An 18,081-nucleotide genomic window follows, 5' to 3' on the forward strand; every position below is an offset into this window, starting at 1 on the left:
TTTATCAGCGTAGCTAACCAGAACAAAAACATCGGTACAGGTTTTTGGGTTACAGGTAAGCGTTTAAACTTAAATAGTGAAAGATATTAAAGAAGCAGCTTTAACGGGAAGGCTAAAATGGGTAGAGCGTATTGCTTATCTTTTGGATGAAAAATTCAGGTTTCCCGGGACAAAACTAAGGTTTGGGCTTGATCCTGTTATCAACCTGATTCCTGTTGCAGGAGATATTTCCGGTTTTATCGTTGCAGCAGCGCTGGTTTGGATTATGGCCAGACATGGTGTGAGCCGGAAAGTATTGATCCTGATGGTCTTAAATATTTTTATAGATGCTATAATTGGCGGAATACCACTGATAGGACAAGTGTTCGATTTTTACTACAAGGCCAACTCCCGTAACATTAAGCTTTTAAAAGAACATTACCAGGAAGGAAGGCACCAGGGAAATGGCACCGGTGTTTTGGTTATTGTATTTTTAGTACTGCTGATCTTTTTTGCCGTGTTTGTGTTTTTCATTTACAAACTTTCGCAATGGCTGTTTGGCTTGTTTTAAAAATGCAGATTGCAATTGTTGTTTCCATCACCAATGCTTCTTTTACCGCCTAAAAATTGAGTTTTTTTTATGGATAGAAGAAACAAAAAATACAGGCATAAAAGAAGCATCCTAAAATAAAGAAACTGCAAGTTTAGGAACTTACTAATCGAAATTAAAACCTTTTTGCTGCCTGTACTTTTACGTGTGCCGGAATTGAACTTGCATGCGCAGGCTGCTGGTTACATTTTCCTAACATGGTGTAAATTATAATAAATATAACAATGGTAGAGAAACAGCCTCCGCCTAATTTTTTAGCGCCCCATGCTGCAATTATAGTCCTGAAAAAATTGTTCATAGTTTTTATTTATATCGCTAACATCATTTTCTAAACTTAGTTTTAGGTTATCTTCAACTTAGCTTTGCTTTTGTATGACATAAAAGAAGATTTCCGTCCTAACAGCAAATCCCAAACTTTCATAAACTTGGATTGCCCGCATATTATCAAAACGAACATGCAAAAACGGAATATCAGAAGCTGCCTTGATCCGCCTGACCTGATGTTTCAGCAGTTGCTTGGCATAACCTTTTCCCAAATAATCAGGATGCGTACATACTGCACTTATCTCTGCGTACTCAAATATATGCAGGCGTTGCCCGGCCATTGCCACCAATTCTTCTCCTTTAAAAATTCCGTTATAATGCCCAAAGTCAATGGTCCTTTCGGCAAATGGCCCCGGGTTGGTTAATTTAGTAAGGGCAAGCATTTGTGGTACATGTTCCTTTTTTAAAGGTGTTATTTCCACATTTACTTCTTCAGGTAACTCATCAGGTTGATTGTAAACCATTTGAAAACCACCGATGCAGTTCAATACTTTCCACTCTCCTGCCACTTCGGTTTCTTTAGGGCTGATTAATATAACCGGGTTATTGTGCGGAATTAAATCATGAAGAAGCCGGAAGTTATTAGAAGCAGTTTCTTTAAAGCCGATAAATGGAGATACATCCTTTGCAAAATATTTAATTGCATCATTTCCGTATGCCAACTTACGGTTACCCGAAATTAAAGCGTTCCAGGCTGGATTATCTAATACATGTTCCACTTTGCAAACATATAAAAACAGGCACAATAAGAAGCTTAAAGGGTTTTTGATTTTTTAACCGGGGACAACATTTTTTAAATAAGCAATTAAAACTTATGGAGATAGGATAAGTTATTTAAAAAAACAAAAACATTAATATCATGAATGAAAAAGATAAAATTAACCGGCGCCAAGTAATTGGTGGTTTAGGGGCTACTTTGGCTGCTGCTGCCGTTTCACCGGTTTTTGCCGGGCCAGGAAGTTCAAACCCAGAACATGTGGCGCCACAAAAACTGCAAGACCCTACTACCAAATATCCAAAACCTCCGTTTAAAGGCCAATCACAACCATGGCCTGGTTTAGCCAGTCAAATGGACCCGCGCCCGGACCATGGCGAAACCAGTTACAAAGGTTCTGGCCGTTTAGCAGGCCGTAAAGCACTGATTACAGGAGGAGATTCTGGAATGGGAAGAGCTGCCGCAATTGCTTATGCACGCGAAGGGGCAGATGTAGCGATCAATTATTTTCCAACTGAAGAACCGGATGCACGCGAAGTTATTGCGCTGATAAAAGCTGAAGGCCGCAAGGCAATTGCTATTCCCGGAGATTTACGGGACGAAGCTTTTTGCCAAAAGCTGGTAGCAGATGCTGTACGCGGACTGGGCGGACTGGATATTTTAGTGAGCAATGCTGGAAGGCAACAAGCACATCAATCTATTTTGGATATATCTACCGAGCAGTTTGACTGGACGATGAAGACTAATATTTATGCGCCATTTTGGATTATTAAAGCTGCCCTGCCACACTTGCAGCCAGGCTCGGTTATCATTGGAACGACATCCGAACAAGCTTATGACCCATCGCCTGACTTGTACGATTATGCACAAACCAAGGCCGCTACCATGAATTATGTTAAATCTCTTGCTAAACAACTTGGGCCAAAAGGCATTCGGGTAAACGGCGTAGCGCCGGGACCAATCTGGACGCCCTTACAAGTTAGCGGAGGCGCAACCCAGGAAAAACTGGAAATGTTTGGCGGACAAACACCGCTTGGAAGGCCAGGGCAACCGGCAGAACTTGGATCTATTTATGTGCAGCTTGCCGCAAGTGATGCCAGTTATGCAAACGGGCAGGTTTATGGCTCCGCAGGCGGAAGCGGCCAGCCTTAATTATTGTGTTTTTAAAAGCATTTCAACAATCAATCATTATTATTTAATGTAAAAAACGGGGTACATAGCTGCCCCATTTTTTATGCTTTTTTGCACCACATCTCCACATAATTTAAGTTCAATTTATGTTGATGCTTCTTTTATCACCTAAAAATTTGTGTATGTAAATTTAACAAAGCTTGCCATCTTTTAGGTGATAAAAGAAGCATCAACTCAAACAGAATAAAACTAACACATTCTCCCAGATCAAACTAATTCTTAAATTTATAAAGAAATATACAGGATTGCCAGAAAATAAGATGTACTTTATTGGATTTTTCTTTATCGTTTTTAATTATTTTTGCTTCGAAGCCCATTCATCACTACGTAAATGTTGTATTTGGTTTATAAATCTTTGCCTGTTCCCTTATTATAAAAATTATTATCACCGTGAAATATATCATCTATATGAGCACCGCATCTATGTATTTTCAGACAGGGATGCTGGAAACGATGCTGATCCATTTTAGAAAAAACAATGAAGCAAACAAAATTACGGGAATGATGCTGTTTGGCGATGGGATTTTTTTACAGGTGCTGGAAGGAAACGACAGGGATGTGGATACGCTGATTAAGAAGATTAAAAAAGATAACCGCCACCATAGTGTAATACAATTGGATTGCCAAACTATAGAAGAGCGAATATTTCCGGATTGGTCAATGGGTTTTAAAGTTGCATCGGCCGAAGATTTTACAGCTATAAAAGGTTTTGCCGACCCAGCCAGCCCAAATTTTCTTCCTGCCCAAAAGGGAGAACAGCATCCTGCCTTATCTATTTTAAAGAGGTTTGCTGAAAGTACCAGAATGACATAGCTTATACTTTTCTGGTCCGAACTAACAAAAGGTTAAATTTATTATTTATATTTTAAAAAAAGATGGAACGTTGTGCCTACACCTTCCTCACTTTCAACTTCAATACGTCCGCCCATTGCTTCTATCTGGTACTTGGTAATAAACAAACCGATACCGTTAGCATCGGAGTTTCCGTGAAATGTTTTGTACATTCCGAAAAGGTCTTTTTTGCACTTTGCTAAATTAATCCCTAAACCGTTATCCTTTATACTTAAAACTACTTCTTTATCCTGGATACGGGCTGAAATGGCAATGACAGGTTGCCGGCCAGGTTGCCTGTATTTAATGGCATTGGTAAGCAAGTTTAAAATAATACTTTCTACATAAGCCGCATTTGCTTTTACAATAATGTTGTCCCCCACCTCATTTTTAACTACAGCTTCAGACGCTTTAATTTGAATAAGGAGCGTTTTAATTACATTATTAGTGTATTCAAACAAATTAACAGGTTCGTGTGCAAAATCTGTTAAATTTTGAGCATAAACTATTTCATTTAGATTAACAACAGTTGAACTGAACCGGTTAGAAATTTCTTTTAGATAAGCGATCATTTCATCTTTTTCGGCCACAGATTCTGCATTTTCAAATAAATCTAAAATCCCTTTTAAATTATTTGAATAGGTATTCAGGTTATGAGACACAACATTTGCAAAATTTAGAAGCCTTTTATTCTGATCGTTGATGATTTCATTTTTGAGGGTTACCTCTTTCTCTAACAATTTTGAGGAAGTAATATCAGCAACATGCACAAAAAACCCTTTGACTACCCCATCTTCTATATCTGAAATATAATTTGCAATGGAGTGCATCATAACCCCTTTTGGGTTTACAATTTCGCGTTCAAAGGTTTGGTTTTCTCCGGCTAATGCCCCTAAAATGTGCGGTAAATTTTGTTGATAAAGAGGCCCCAGGATTTTATCGATCGTCATCTTATTATTAATCATTTCATCAGGGCCCATTCCAAACCAATCTTGATAAGCAGAATTTGCATACAAACAAACAAGATTTTTGTCCCAATAAGCCAGCATTGCAGGAACATGATCTGCAACCATTCTGCTTAAAATGTTTAAGTTACCCTCTGCTTGTTCTAACTTCATGAAGATTATTGGTTGAAAATAACTGGTTTAATAGCAAAGCAATATATGTTTTTTTGCCTTTCCTTTCTTATTGGTATTAAAAATTAAGTTAAATTTAAATTAAGAGGAATCCCACTTTTTTTAAGTTGTTCGGAATTTTCTTCCTGAATTTAGCTGGTTAAAAATTAACATGCTTCTTTTATCGTATAAAAACTGATTTTTCAATTGGTGAGGAAGCACTACAACACTAATTTTTATAGGGTAAAAGAAGCATAGCAATTCTTCTCATATCTTTAACATCAGCCAAAAATTTTATAAATTATGATTGTAGCATTTCTTTTGCTGCAAAAACAAATAAATAATTAAATGGCAGATGGACAAATATAACAGCGTTTTTTATCAATAGAAGTATTAAACTACAGGTAATTAAAACCAAAAAGAGGTGGACCTTTCGGTATGCCTGTTCCAAAATCTGTTATGGCAATTTTTATATTTTGTGTCTTAACTAATTGTTGCAATTACCTTACCTGCATTTAAAAATATTTAATGGTATTAAGAGGTTGTTTAAATTATTTTTTATGCTTCTTTTATCACCTGAAAAATATAAAACTTTCATGCTTTTTGTATCTATAAAAAATACAAAAAACAATTATATGCCTAAAAGAAGCACTATAAATTTTTCTGAGTTTTAAGTAAGGGTTTCTCTGTTTTGGCTTGTACTTACTCTATTTAATGTTTATCACCATAAAAAATACCCCGGCCATGTGTACCAACATATACGCGGCCGTAAGTTTTAGGATCTCCAGTAATTTGAAGTATTAATCCCCACCGGCGGCTGTCATCATTGATCCGCAGCCAGCTTTTCCCTTTATCATCAGAGCGGAATATACCATCTACTCCGTTGATCGTTCCGGCAAGGTATAATGCAGGATAACCATTAGCCTTGGCTGCCCTGCCAAAACCAAAGGCATGAATTTCCTCTACATTATTAATCTTTTCAAAAGCCTTATTTATATTATCAGTATGATACAAACCATCATAAGCTGGTATCCATAGATCGCCTTCTCTGCCAGGCGTTGTATATAAATGGTCCTGTTGTCCACGGTTGTCTCCCCGGTTACCCCGTTGAGGTAATCCGTTTGACAGCTTTAGTTCATGCTCCTGAAAGGAACTTCCGCTATCGTTACTTTCAAAAAGCTTTCCATCAAACAAAGACAAAGCGTAAAATTTTGTCGGGTTTACAGGATCGGCTATAACCGGAGTATTATCAGGCAATCCGCTTATCCTTTGCCAGGTTTCACCATTATTATTGGTGATAAAGGCAGCGCTGTGTGCAGGTATCCATATCCAGGTTTTGCCCGATGCGGAAACACAAACAGTACCTCGTTTACTATCAGGTTGTGGTGTGCTTTTAGGCAGTTGCCAGGTTTTTCCGCCATCCAAAGAGTACCCAATATTCCCACCTCCTACTTGTGTAGAACCTTCGCCTACCCTAACCATAAGGTCAGGGTTAAGTGCTGCGCCAGTCACCACGTCTGTATTTGCAAAATGCGGGTTTACAAAATTACCTTCCGGTACAGGTTTATCTAAATTGTAGTGTACAAAGCCTCCATAATCTCCAATGCCTGATACCAACGTTGCATCTTTAGCCGGACTAAGCAAACTGAGCGCTACCGTTTCTTCAATGCCTTTGTTCATTACACTCCAGGTAGTTGGCTTACCCTGATCTGCGTCTGTCAAATCGAAAGTTTCATGCAATCCATAACCGGTAGTAAATATCGCATGATTTGAATTTGAAGGATCAATTTCCAGGTCAAATAACCAGTGGATACCTGTATGTTTGATATATGGCGCCAACGTGTAATCGAATTTTCCTCCGCCTCCGCCCGTAAAAATTGGCCGCCAGGTTTTACCGCCGTCTGTACTACGAAATATATCCTCGCCGCCCGCTTTTCCATAACGGTTAAAACTGCTGACGATGAGTGTGTTTTGATGATTCGGATCAACAGCCACAGCCGCATAACCGAATCCTTTTTGATTTTCCGGTTCCGGTTTTACAGGTGTTATGTCTGTCCACTCATTTGTTACGGTGTTAAATTTATAAACTGCTCCATCGGTCATTCTATCCGGTCCCGGATTGGTTCCATAAGTTAGATATAGCATACCATCGGATGATAAAATGCCATGTGTAGGCATTAAAGCTGTCGGCTGTCCTGCTACCGGTGCCCAGGTAGCTCCGGCATCTGTGCTTTTGTATAAATTGTCTTTCCCTTTTTGAGAAATACCTGCATATATAATTTTACTGCCTTTATTTAAGCTGCCACTTTTAGGGTCAAATATTACAAAGATAATTCCGTTAGCACGTGGCCTGTAACGGCGGGGAGTTTCTGGACCTGCAGCTACAACAGGTTCTGTTATCTCCGGGAAACCTGCTACACGGTTCCAGGTAACAGCCCGGTCTTTACTGCACCACAAACCATCGAGGCGTGTACCCATATAAATTAGGTTCCCGTTGTTAGGATCAACGGCCATACGTTCTCCATTACCCCTGCCATTTTCATTGCCTCCCATCCTGAATTTTACGTCTGTGCGTTTAAAAGTTTTCCCCTTATCATCAGAACTTAAAATAGCATTCGGGCCCGGAGAACTGGTATAAGTACCGCAAGCCATGTAAAGCCGGTTAGGATCATTTGCATCAAGCGCAATGCTTTCTACACCCATCAGGTTATTATCTTTATAAGATACCCAATCTAGCAGGGCTTCCCATGCTTTTAAAACATCATTCCAGCGATAGGCGCCGCCCATATCTGTGCGGCAATACAACAATCCTTTTGCTGTAGGGTGAAATATAACACCGTCAACAAAACCGCCGCCTGCTATTTGTACACTTTTCCAGTTATAGGGTTTGTTCAATTGCTGGCCATTAACGGTATGCTGAAACAGGGATGCAATTAACAGAAGGCAAATAAAAAATCTTTTCATATTCAATTTGAGCAGCATGATTATCAAACTTGCTCCTTATTTTGGGATGGTAGCGGTATAAGGTTTTACCTGCAATTTTACTTTGCCAGAAAAAGCATCATTCGATACCGAAGTGCCTGACACATTTATTCTACGCAGCACATTATCAGACGGAAGGCAAATCAGGGCAGTAGCTTTCTCTCCTTTAATAGCATAGGAAACAAGATCAAGTGCAGACCAATCCATTTGCATGGTAGATTGGGCAAGTTTGATATGAGGTATAACTGCACCTTCTTTTACCAGGATAATTGCCTGGATCGGCCCTGCTTTAATTTTATTCCAGCCGTTGTTATATACTTGTCCGGTTTGATAATCGATCCATTGTCCCGGCGGCAAATACACATCACGTTCTGCCACATTTTCAAAAAGCGGAGCAACTAAAATGTCGGAACCGAACAAATACTGGTCATCAACCAGCCAGGAACCCGGATCGTTCGGATATTCTACAAATAAGGCACGAACCATTGGCAAACCGCGCTCTGTACAATCTTTTGCCTGCGCGTAGATGTAAGGCATTAATTTATAGCGTGTTTCGTCTGTTAGCCTAAAGGTTTTTAAAAACTCCGGACTGTATTCCCAAGGTTCTTTTGGTGGCGCACCATGACTTCGACTGTGAGAGGAAAGTAGTCCAAATGCTGCCCATCTTGCATACAGGTTTTCTGGTGATTTCAATACAAATCCGCCCATATCATGGCTCCAGAAAGCAAAGCCGGAAAGGCCGAAAGATAATCCGCCGCGCAATTCAGCAGCCATTGCTGTGTTGGTATTGGCCGCATCGCCGCCCCAATGTAACGGATAACGCTGACTACCGGCCCAGGCACTGCGCGCCCAAATGATATTTTCACCATTAACCTGTCTGGTAATATCGGCAACTGCTTTGTTGTAGCGTAATGGGTACAAGTTATGCTCGTAAAAACCTGTCCGGCCAGAATGGTACAAACCGTTATTTGGTGCGGCTTCGCCAAAATCTACTTTGATCACACCTACGCCTAATTTTAGCAAGCCAGCAATTTTATCCTGATACCATTTTACGGTAGCCGGATTGGAAAAATCAAGCACTGCATCTTCATAAGGCAGATTTCCCTTGCCATCTTTTACCACTAAATTATTTTTAACCAGTTCGTTAAAAAAGGTGTTTTTAGGTGTGAAATAAGGAAGCTGCCAAAGTGAAACATGAAAACCGTCTTTCTTTAAATCCGACATTAACTTTGCCGGATCTTTAAAACGATCAGGTGCAAATTTGTAATCTGTCCGCCAATCGGTAGTAAACCAGCCGGTATCATAATGGATCACATCTGCCGGGATTTTATTTGCCCGCAGTTTGGCGGCAACATCGCGTCCGTCTTGTTCAGAAACATACGTAATCCGGCTCATCCAGAAACCAAAAGACCAAAGCGGCGGCATGGTTGCTTTCCCGGTTAAATTAGTGTACTCGTTCAGAATGTCTTTCGGTTCGCCTAAAAACACAAACAGATCCAGCTCATCGTCTCCTATCATTAGCGAATTTACGCCGCTGAAATATTTACCAAAATCGCAGGTAATCGGTGTAGAAGTATGCATAAACATGCCATAACCGCGGCTGCTCATAAAAAACGGGATAGGTTTGTACATCGTTTCGTTTTGTACGCCATTGGCATCATCGGCCCACAAAACCACTTTTTGCCCTCTTTTATTGAAGGACGCGAACGATTCGCCGCAACCAAATATTTTTTCTCCCGGAGAAAGCGAAAACGCGGCCGACATGCTGCGCGAATAATCTGCCGCGCGCCGCACATAGGAAAACGGCAAAACAGGTGTATAAGTAGAATCGATATTATCCTGGTTATGAACGGTTTTAGTCAGCAGTTTTCCTGTCGCATCCCGAAATTCTACATGCCAGGGATGTTCTAAAATAGTGACAGAACCGTACTGGCTGGTATAACGGTGGCCACCCGAAATCTTACTGTATTTCCAGTCACTTTTATCAACCGGTGCTTTTCCGTTCACCAGCATTAACGATTCCTGATCCGGTTTTACCTGGAAACCGGAAGTAGCACGCACACGAACCGTGCGGGCAGAAACAAATTGTATGGAAAATGGGAGTTTAGGCGATGCTTCGTACTCTGTAGTCGGAAATTCATTAGCAGCTACAGGCCGCAATACGCCGAGCATGTTGTTAAAGGCTTGCCTCGTGGCGTAATTATATCGTTTGTAAGTGATTTTCCCGGTTGCCGTAACCGGATCAAAAGAAGATAAACTATCAGCCAGATAATAAGTATTTGTGAAATCTTTGAAATCGTTACTGATATCAATCGGCACGTTCAGGAGCTTCATGTCTTGTAACTGCGCTGATACTTTTGTGGCTGCAAACATCCATAAGATGGCGCTTAGAAAAATAATTTTTTTAGTTGTAGTTTTTATCATTGGTAATGCTTCTTTTATCGGGTAATTTTCAATCTTTTAACTGGCTTATTTATTTAAAATCAAACCAGAGAGTTCCTTTTACAGGTGAATAGTTTAACTGCATATTTTTCTGACTTTGTGGTCCCATTTTATCTGCCGGTTGAAACTTTGTACCGATAGGGCTAATGGCATTCAAAAACCCTAAGTTCCCTTCGGGGAAGGGCGGGTTTGTATTATCATTATTTGCACCCACTGGTTTACCGGGTTTTAGCATCTGGAAAAACATGTCTTTCTGATCCATGTAAACCGTAAAAGGAGCTTGTTTATTTTCAACAGTTACCCAATATACATCTGCATGATAACCTTTAAATTCCGGATAAATCCAGCTCTCGCCGGTTATTGTATTGTTGTAATCCTTATGCCAAACGCCAAATTGCTGCCCTTTCAATCTGTTTTTCCAAACCCGGTACGGGCCTCGGCCTTCCCATTTCATACCGGTGATCTGCTCTTCGGGAAAATTAAAAGTGATCCCAGAAAAATCAAATTCGCCTTTTTGACCATATTGATAATTGAGCTTTGCCGGCTTGCCTGAACTGAAAGTCCATTTCACAGTAAACTTTAGGTCGCCTTCGTATTGGGCCTCTACAATATAATAATCATTCCCCAAAGCATAATGGTTAAACTTTTTTAGCGTGTTTTTTACGCCTGCCAATGCTGGGCCCTCAGATAAATTAATGGTCGATTTTACTGTGACTACTTTTTGCAGAAAGCCGGTTTTGGTATCGAAATAATAGCTTAATACATCTGCTTTCACCATGAAAATTCCGTCCTGCAATGTCGTATCTATCTTAATGCTTCTTTTATCAGCATAATTTTTGATTGCACTTTCAGGAGCTTTTAACGCCCAGCTCCAGGTAAAAATCTCTTTATTATATTGATCGATAGCTGTTACATAAAGAGCATTGCTGTTTTTTCTGTCAGCAGGCAAGTTGAGATGTAAAAAACCTTTTGCTCCCGGTTCCACGTTTATCGGAACTGCGTTTCCTGATGCGTTGATTTTAGATTGAAGATTAACATCATTTGGTGAAGCCAATGTTACCAGCTTCCATTTAAAAGTGCATTTATTCAGGTTTGTATAAATGTATTTGTTTTCTATCTCCAACCTTCCGTCAAACACTTCAGGAATGTACTTATTTCCAATTTGAACAGGCGACCATACTTCTTTTATCGTATAAAAACTTCCTTCTTTTTCCCGGTGCGGGCCTAAAATACCGTCAGGTGCCGAATTTCCTTGTACATCTATTTGTCCGTTCCGATCTGTTCTCGCTACGCCTTCATCATGAAAAGACCATAAAAAACCGCCTGCAAAATGCGGGTGCTTACTCATCTCATCCCAAAAATCTTCTAAACCAGCTCCTTGTCCGCCATCATAAAGGCCGTGCATAAATTCAGTTGGAAAAAACACTTCCTTTCCATACAGCACTGCGTTAACTACATAATTATAATCTGGATAATGCTTGGTATCTGTACCATTAAATTTTTCCCATGGATGTATTACCCAGCGTTGCTGCGGATCGTATTTTGGATACTCGGCATCCAGATCTGTATTAAAGCCGCCTTCGTTACCATTGTCCCAAAGTACAATTGATGGATGGTTTACATCTCTCACCACCAATTCTTTTACCAGCTTTTTGCCAACTTCTGTATCGTATTTTGCCTGCCAGCCGGTTAATTCATCCAGTACGAACATGCCAAGAGAATCGCAAACATCCAGAAAATGCTGGTCGGGCGGATAATGCGACATTCTAACCGCATTCATGTTCATTTCTTTCATCAGTTTTACATCCATTAAACTGATTTCTTTGCTTAATGTCCGTCCCGATTCCGGCCATTCGCTATGCCTGCAAACACCTTTAAAAATTACTTTTTTGTCATTAACATAAAAACCATCCTGTAACCTCATTTCGGTAGTACGAAAACCGAAGCGTTGCTTTACCTGATGAACAATACCTTGCGGCCCGTTTAACGTTACTGATAAATTATATAGATTTGGCGATTCGGGGTTCCAGGGTAAAATGCCTTTTACTTGCTGCTGTAAACTTACTTTTTGTTGTCCTGCTGCTGTTTTTACAGTGAAAGGTAATCCGACAGGCTCGCCATTAAGCTTTTGCACCTGGGCCTTCATACTGTTTTTATCACCTAAATTTTCCGTAAACGCATCGAGGTAAAGTGTACCGTTTGCTTTAGCGTTGATGGCTATTCTGTCTATATAAGTTTGAGGGACGATTTCCAGATAGACCGGACGAAAAATACCTCCGAACAACCAAAAATCAGCTTTTCGCTCGGCCTGGTTAACGGATTCATTTGTTGACTTTTTACTTACCGTAACTTCAAGTAAGTTATCTCCTTTAAAGTTAAGCAGTTTAGTAATATTGTATTTGAAACGGTAAAATCCGCCCTGGTGAATCGGGCCAGCAAGTTGTCCGTTGATTTTAACTTCCGTTTCCGTCATCGATGCTTCAAAAACGATAAAAACATTTTTATTTGAATTTGAAGCAGGCACTTTAAAGTTGTATTTATACTTACCCTGTTCGTTAGGGTTTTCGGTGTCGCGATAATAATTATACGTGCCGAAACCCTGCTGCTCCCAATTAGATGGAACCTGGATTTTGTTCCACGAACCACTTTTCATCCCGGTATTAATGTAAAAATCCCAGGTAACAGTATGGTCTTTATCGGTGCCAGAAAGATATTGTATGATCGTTTGTTGCGCAAATATTTTACCTCCTAACAGTAGGATTATTAAAAGTGATGTGCTTCTTTTAAAGATTAAATTAAGTATCCTTAACATTAAGAGGTTTATTGGGCTGTTCCGATTGACGTTCAATACTTTTTTCTGTTTGTAATTTTTAAATAATTTGTTTTAATCTATATGATGTGATTGTTAAAATAGTTTCGACCAATTCTTTTTCATGCTGGTTTGTTACATGCTTCTTTTATCACACAAAAAATAGAAAGTTTCTATACTTTCGTACAAAAGGCAGACACAAATTTTATAGTGCTAAAAGAAGCATTGCAATTTTTTAAAATCAAACTAAACTGCATTTATATTATTTTTTACCCTCAGCTACAACAAAAACAACTGATCTTGGAGGTGCCAAAACTTTAATTCCTCCTTGTATAGTTGATGCATTAGCTTTTAATGTTAAATAATTTGATGGTCCGCCGGCAGCGCCATCTGGTCCATTGCCATTAATATAAACCTTACGGGAAAATTCACCGTTATCATTCCCGCCTACAAACGTGTAATAGTAATAGCGGCTGCCGCTAACAAAATTTTGTAAGCTGATATTTATCGTTTGGGTTGAAGTTCCCTTATTGACAATAACTATTCCGGCTTCTCCTGAATTGAATGACGAGGCATAACTCAAAACATCTGCATTATTTTGCACGGTTGAGCTAATCATCCGGTCGCCAAAATACTTTTGAAAGTAGTACATGTAATAAAAAGCCGGCCGTGCGCCCCATTTACTTATTCCATCAGGTTCATCTCCCTGGTTAAACATTCCCTGATCATCGCCATTACTCCATCCATTTGCCAGGTCCCATCTGCTTGCCATACCAAAGTTATTTTTGAGCAGTTCGCCTAAAACCATTGTAGCATGTATTCCTGCAACATTAGAGACCATTTGTTTGGAACCAGTAGCAAAAAGGTTCCACTCTGTTAATGCAACAGGTTTTAAAGGAACACCACCTTGTGTAGTCGTGGTATTCATCCAATCCATCATTGCTTTTGACTCTGTTACCGGTGAATTAAGAATAGTGGCTGCTGATTCATTGCTTTGTGATGTATAATAATCATGAACAATATAGAAATCGGCATAATCACCAGCTGAAGCAAAAAAACCGGAATTCCATGTCTTATCAACTGCGTTCCATGCGTTTACAGGATCAGTTTGTACTAACTGTGCCCCAATTTTAATCTGTACACCAATTTCAGTTGCAGCCTTTCGCATCGAATCGGCAAATATTTTAAAATGCTTTCCATACAACCCACCATTAATGATTTCCGGCTGTCCATCCTTGTTTTTAGAAATGTCTATTTTCCAGCCCGCTTGCCACGGCCCGTCACTTTCGTTACCAATTTCCCAATATTTTGTTCGGCCTTTATCATATCGTACCCAATCGGCAGCTAAATGTGCTGCCATTTGATCCGGATGCGTACTCAAACCATAACGTGCATAGCTATAGTTAACCGTAATAATTCCCGTACTGTTGGTTTGCTGTAAAGTATTGTAGTAATTATCTAATGAAAGCGTCCAGCTATCTGTTTTTTTACCTCCCCAATAGGATGCTGCTGTTGGATTTCCATCAGAGTCATATAAAGTTGTAGGGGCATCTGAAGGCCTTTCATTTCCGGGAGAAGCATTCCAAAAGTAAACGCTCGATATATTTCCACCCGGAAAACGCAATATATTAGGAGAAAGCGTTTTAATATTATTAAGTAAAACAGGTTCCGTTACAATCTGGCTCATGTAAGGATTAGTGTTATTACCAAATAAATACTTTGATACTTTGGTAACTACTTTACTATAATCTACATTTATTGTAACAGTAGCATTGTCGGGTTTTGCAATATCTGTAAAGGCGGGCGCAGTAAAATTTTTTGGCGCCCAATCATCTAAAAAAAACCCTATAGATTTAGCTACAGGAGCATCGGCTTGCGGTGTAACTGTAGTAGTTGTTGTAGTGGTGGTATTATTATTTGCAATATCATCTTTACTGCCTTTTTTGCAACTAACTAAAGCAAGAAGAAATAAGCAAGAATAAATATATTTAAAACGGTTCTTTTTCACGGGTAGATGTATATGAAGCAGTTAAATCCTTAGCTAAAAACTGCCTTCTCATGCTTCTTTTAGCCCTATCAAATTTATGTTTATATTTTTATCAATTATATATATAAAGGATGGAACGCTCCATTTTTTAGATGATAAAAGAAGCATTAAAAATGTGTCCGACAATTTAAAATACCTGTTACAGCTTTCTTATTTAGTTTAAAGGCAGAATACCTAACAGCACTCTGCCTTTAATTAACAGTTTTTTTTATTTAATTTTTACAACCCGAATGTTATCAATACCAGCTGCAAATTTAACAACCGGAGTTTTGCCATAATTCATAAACATAAACTCCATTGCATTATTACCACTTGAACCTACTAAGGCTGTTATTGATGCTGGTGGCACACCTGCTGCACCGTTATTTACATTAAAGCTTGATAGCGGGATCGTTACTGTTTGCCAGCCTTTTGTAGTAAACGGAGTTGTTGTACCATTTGCATTTTGCCATGGGCTGTACGCAGCCATATAAGTAAATTTGTAATTTACTAAAATATACAGCGTACCATTTATCCAGGGTGTAGTAGCCGGAACAGATATTTCAAACTTTACGGCATAACTATCTAAACTGTTTGCTATATCTGCCTTTGGGACCCATTGTGCAGCATTAAGGTTGATGGAGTGCGGAGAATTATACCAATCTGTTCCACCAGCAGGAAGATTAGTTGCACCAATGACATCATAATAACCAGTATTGCCTGGATAATTTGTAGAACTATTTGAAGTGTTTGAACCCCAAGGATAGGTATTGATAGCATCGAAATTACAAAATACGCCGGTTACAAAATCTTCAACATTGAAAGTCGTTGTAGCGGAACCGGAGTTTGTAGTAACGCTTACCGGTCCACCAGTTGTTATGCCAGCAGGAACGGCCAGACTAATAGTGGTACCATCATTTGAAGCGGTATAGCTGGTAATTGTTTTACCTGCATAAACGACGCTTTTGATAAAGAAAAAATTTAACCCGTTAATTTTAACAGAATCGCCGGCATTTGCACTTTCGTTTGAGATACTGGTAATTGAAGGGGCAGGAGCAACAATAGGGAAAGAAAAGGTGGTTTCGCCATGTGTAGTTACGTACCGGATGGTATTAAGCTGCTTGCTTGGAACCGATGGGAAAGCGATAACAGCCGGAATTAATGCAATGGCGCTGGTATCAGAAAACCAGGCATCGTTAAAAGAAGCTGCCGTACCATCAAAATAAATTTGAAGGGCGCCTTTTAAATTCCGTCCCGAAATAACAACCCATTGCCCGGTTCCGACTTTGCTTAAAACAGAATCGCCGGGGCTTGCAACATAATTGCGGATACGGGTAATAACAGGTGTTCCGGTAGAATACGAAGTTTCTTTTTTACAACCCGTTTGTATAAGGATTATTGCTGTAATCGAAACAAGCAATAAATGAATATTATAGCGTAGCTTTTTCATGTTTTTTGAATAATGAATTCTAAGTATATTAATAATATGCTACTGGTGCTTCTAACAGTTTTGGATCAGCAGTTTGATCATTGGCTGGTATGGGCAAGGTAAACGTGGAAGCAGTTGCTGGCGTAATGATCAGGCCATTGACTACCGGCGTTTTTACACCTGTTGCAGGAGCGTAAGTAAATTGCTGCCGTACCTGAGTGTTAAGTGCAGCGCTTGCAGCTTGTGGATTATAGTAAGAAAGACGGACCAGATCAAACCAATACTGGCCTTCAAATGCCAATTCAATCCTTCTTTCTTTCATCAAAATTGCTGGCGTAATACTTGTTACCGTACTAACACCGGCCCTTGTTCTTACCGCATTAAAATACTGCAAGGCCGTAGCATTTGTAGTTGAACTATTATTACCTAACAAAGCTTCTGCATATATCAAATATACATCGGCTAACCGTAATACCGTATTATGTTCGATAGACGACCAAAGATCCATTGTAGGCGAATTGTTATCAGCAGCCGTACCTACTACATGTTTTTTAACGTTTACACCAGTTGCGGTATAGCCACCACCTGCGGCATTTAATTCGGGGTAACGATCGCCGGTAAGCATAAAAGTAGCTTTACGGCGTATAGAATCTTGTGTAGTATATAAATTGGCAAGATCAAGTGTTGGGCCAATAGCACCTCCATAGCCACCACCACCGGTAACAAGGCTTCCGCTGGGTGCAAACTGTGCTTCTATACTATTACCATTACCATAACCTACACCTGGTGCCCATTGAAATGCAAACAGCGACTCAGAATTATCGTTATACTGTGTTCTGAAAAGATTGTAATAACTTGATAAAAGCGTTAAGCCGCTTGTGTTACAAACATTGCCTGCATAATAGGCTGCGCTATCCAAATCAGTTTGACTCCTGGCACCACTCTGGCCTAAACCAGCCCTGGTTAAATATACTTTAGCCAGCATACCCTGCGCAGACCATGTAGTTACACGCCCCGCCTGATCTGTTTTTGGCAGATTAGTAGCCGCGTACCTTAAATCGTTTATGATAAATTTATAAACATCAGTAAGCTTATGGCGCGGAACTAAAGGATTAGCAATCAGCTTGTCATTGTCTTCAATAATAGGCACCGCACCCCATAACATGGCCACGTGATAATAAGCCGTTGCACGCAAAAACCTCAATTCGCTAAGAGCTCTATTTTTACTTACAGTAGATACACTATCCGGCAATTTGGTGTTAATAGCTTTTATATTGATGTTACAATGTGCTATCACATCATAAAAGGATTTCCATGATTGAGCGATATAGGCATTGTCGCTGGTGATAGAAAAAGTTGTAAATTGCACTAAAGCAGAATTGTAAGGCTGCAACATGTTACCGCTCATAATATCGCCGATACCAAGAAGACAGAAATCATTCCAACCCCACCAAGGCTGCGCATAAACAGCAGCAGTAGCAAGCCTAAGGTCGGAGCTGCTTTTATAAAAGTTATCAGTAGTTAATCCTGTTAAAGGAGGCCGGTTCAGAAATTCCTTTTTGCAACTGTACATCAGTATGATGACAAGCAAAGAAAAAATATATATTTTAATCAGTTTCATAATCGTA

12 protein-coding genes are annotated in these 18,081 nt (G+C 39.6%); 3 read left to right on the forward strand and 9 right to left on the reverse strand.

From position 1 onward, the window contains the following. Positions 1–76: 76 nt before the first annotated feature. Complete coding sequence (locus GO621_RS16185) at positions 77–550, forward strand: DUF4112 domain-containing protein (RefSeq protein WP_198170287.1); 474 nt, start codon at positions 77–79, stop codon at positions 548–550. Positions 551–704: 154 nt separating this feature from the next. On the opposite strand, the gene GO621_RS16190 is transcribed toward GO621_RS16185, so the two are convergent. Next, positions 705–887, reverse strand: a complete 183-nt coding sequence (locus tag GO621_RS16190; RefSeq protein ID WP_157568932.1) for a hypothetical protein — start codon at positions 885–887, stop codon at positions 705–707. A gap of 58 nt (positions 888–945) precedes the next feature. Beyond that, complete coding sequence (locus GO621_RS19330; protein ID WP_198170288.1) at positions 946–1,632, reverse strand: GNAT family N-acetyltransferase; 687 nt, start codon at positions 1,630–1,632, stop codon at positions 946–948. Positions 1,633–1,772: 140 nt separating this feature from the next. Here GO621_RS19330 and GO621_RS16200 point away from each other — a divergent pair, with 140 nt between their 5' ends. Beyond that, a complete protein-coding gene (locus GO621_RS16200; RefSeq protein WP_157568934.1) occupies positions 1,773–2,780 on the forward strand; it encodes an SDR family oxidoreductase in 1,008 nt (335 codons plus the stop codon). A gap of 429 nt (positions 2,781–3,209) precedes the next feature. Next, a complete protein-coding gene (locus GO621_RS16205) occupies positions 3,210–3,632 on the forward strand; it encodes a BLUF domain-containing protein (protein ID WP_157568936.1) in 423 nt (140 codons plus the stop codon). A 41-nt stretch (positions 3,633–3,673) separates the two neighbouring features. On the opposite strand, the gene GO621_RS16210 is transcribed toward GO621_RS16205, so the two are convergent. From GO621_RS16210 to GO621_RS16240, 7 genes are all read right to left on the reverse strand, one after another. Beyond that, a complete protein-coding gene (locus GO621_RS16210; RefSeq protein ID WP_157568938.1) occupies positions 3,674–4,768 on the reverse strand; it encodes a sensor histidine kinase in 1,095 nt (364 codons plus the stop codon). Positions 4,769–5,476: 708 nt separating this feature from the next. Further along, on the reverse strand, positions 5,477–7,729 hold the full coding sequence (locus tag GO621_RS16215; RefSeq protein ID WP_157568941.1) for an exo-alpha-sialidase: 2,253 nt from the start codon (positions 7,727–7,729) through the stop codon (positions 5,477–5,479). Positions 7,730–7,765: 36 nt separating this feature from the next. Then, the gene (locus tag GO621_RS16220; protein ID WP_157568943.1) at positions 7,766–10,171 is read right to left on the reverse strand and encodes a glycoside hydrolase family 31 protein; all 2,406 of its coding nucleotides are present in this window, start codon (positions 10,169–10,171) and stop codon (positions 7,766–7,768) included. Between the two features lie 49 nt (positions 10,172–10,220). Beyond that, on the reverse strand, positions 10,221–13,001 hold the full coding sequence (locus GO621_RS16225) for a glycoside hydrolase family 2 TIM barrel-domain containing protein (RefSeq protein ID WP_157568945.1): 2,781 nt from the start codon (positions 12,999–13,001) through the stop codon (positions 10,221–10,223). A gap of 259 nt (positions 13,002–13,260) precedes the next feature. After that, positions 13,261–15,006 carry an alpha-L-arabinofuranosidase gene (locus GO621_RS16230; RefSeq protein ID WP_157568947.1) on the reverse strand — a complete coding sequence of 582 codons (1,746 nt, stop codon included), beginning with the start codon at positions 15,004–15,006 and terminating at the stop codon, positions 13,261–13,263. A gap of 247 nt (positions 15,007–15,253) precedes the next feature. Then, positions 15,254–16,474, reverse strand: coding sequence for a glycan-binding surface protein (locus GO621_RS16235; RefSeq protein WP_157568948.1), 1,221 nt, complete (start codon positions 16,472–16,474; stop codon positions 15,254–15,256). Between the two features lie 28 nt (positions 16,475–16,502). Next, positions 16,503–18,074, reverse strand: coding sequence for a RagB/SusD family nutrient uptake outer membrane protein (locus tag GO621_RS16240; RefSeq protein ID WP_157568950.1), 1,572 nt, complete (start codon positions 18,072–18,074; stop codon positions 16,503–16,505). Between the last annotated feature and the right edge of the window lie 7 nt (positions 18,075–18,081).

The organism is Mucilaginibacter arboris, assembly GCF_009754915.1.
Classification (GTDB): domain Bacteria; phylum Bacteroidota; class Bacteroidia; order Sphingobacteriales; family Sphingobacteriaceae; genus Mucilaginibacter_A; species Mucilaginibacter_A arboris.

Excerpts from the sequence above, each read along its gene's own strand:
- GO621_RS16190 (WP_157568932.1), bottom strand. The coding sequence starts at position 887 with ATGAACAATTTTTTCAGGACTATAATTGCAGCATGGGGCGCTAAAAAA.
- GO621_RS16240 (WP_157568950.1), bottom strand. The coding sequence starts at position 18,074 with ATGAAACTGATTAAAATATATATTTTTTCTTTGCTTGTCATCATACTG.
- GO621_RS16200 (WP_157568934.1), top strand. The coding sequence starts at position 1,773 with ATGAATGAAAAAGATAAAATTAACCGGCGCCAAGTAATTGGTGGTTTA.
- GO621_RS16215 (WP_157568941.1), bottom strand. The coding sequence starts at position 7,729 with ATGAAAAGATTTTTTATTTGCCTTCTGTTAATTGCATCCCTGTTTCAG.
- GO621_RS16210 (WP_157568938.1), bottom strand. The coding sequence starts at position 4,768 with ATGAAGTTAGAACAAGCAGAGGGTAACTTAAACATTTTAAGCAGAATG.
- GO621_RS16235 (WP_157568948.1), bottom strand. The coding sequence starts at position 16,474 with ATGAAAAAGCTACGCTATAATATTCATTTATTGCTTGTTTCGATTACA.
- GO621_RS16220 (WP_157568943.1), bottom strand. The coding sequence starts at position 10,171 with ATGATAAAAACTACAACTAAAAAAATTATTTTTCTAAGCGCCATCTTA.
- GO621_RS16225 (WP_157568945.1), bottom strand. The coding sequence starts at position 13,001 with ATGTTAAGGATACTTAATTTAATCTTTAAAAGAAGCACATCACTTTTA.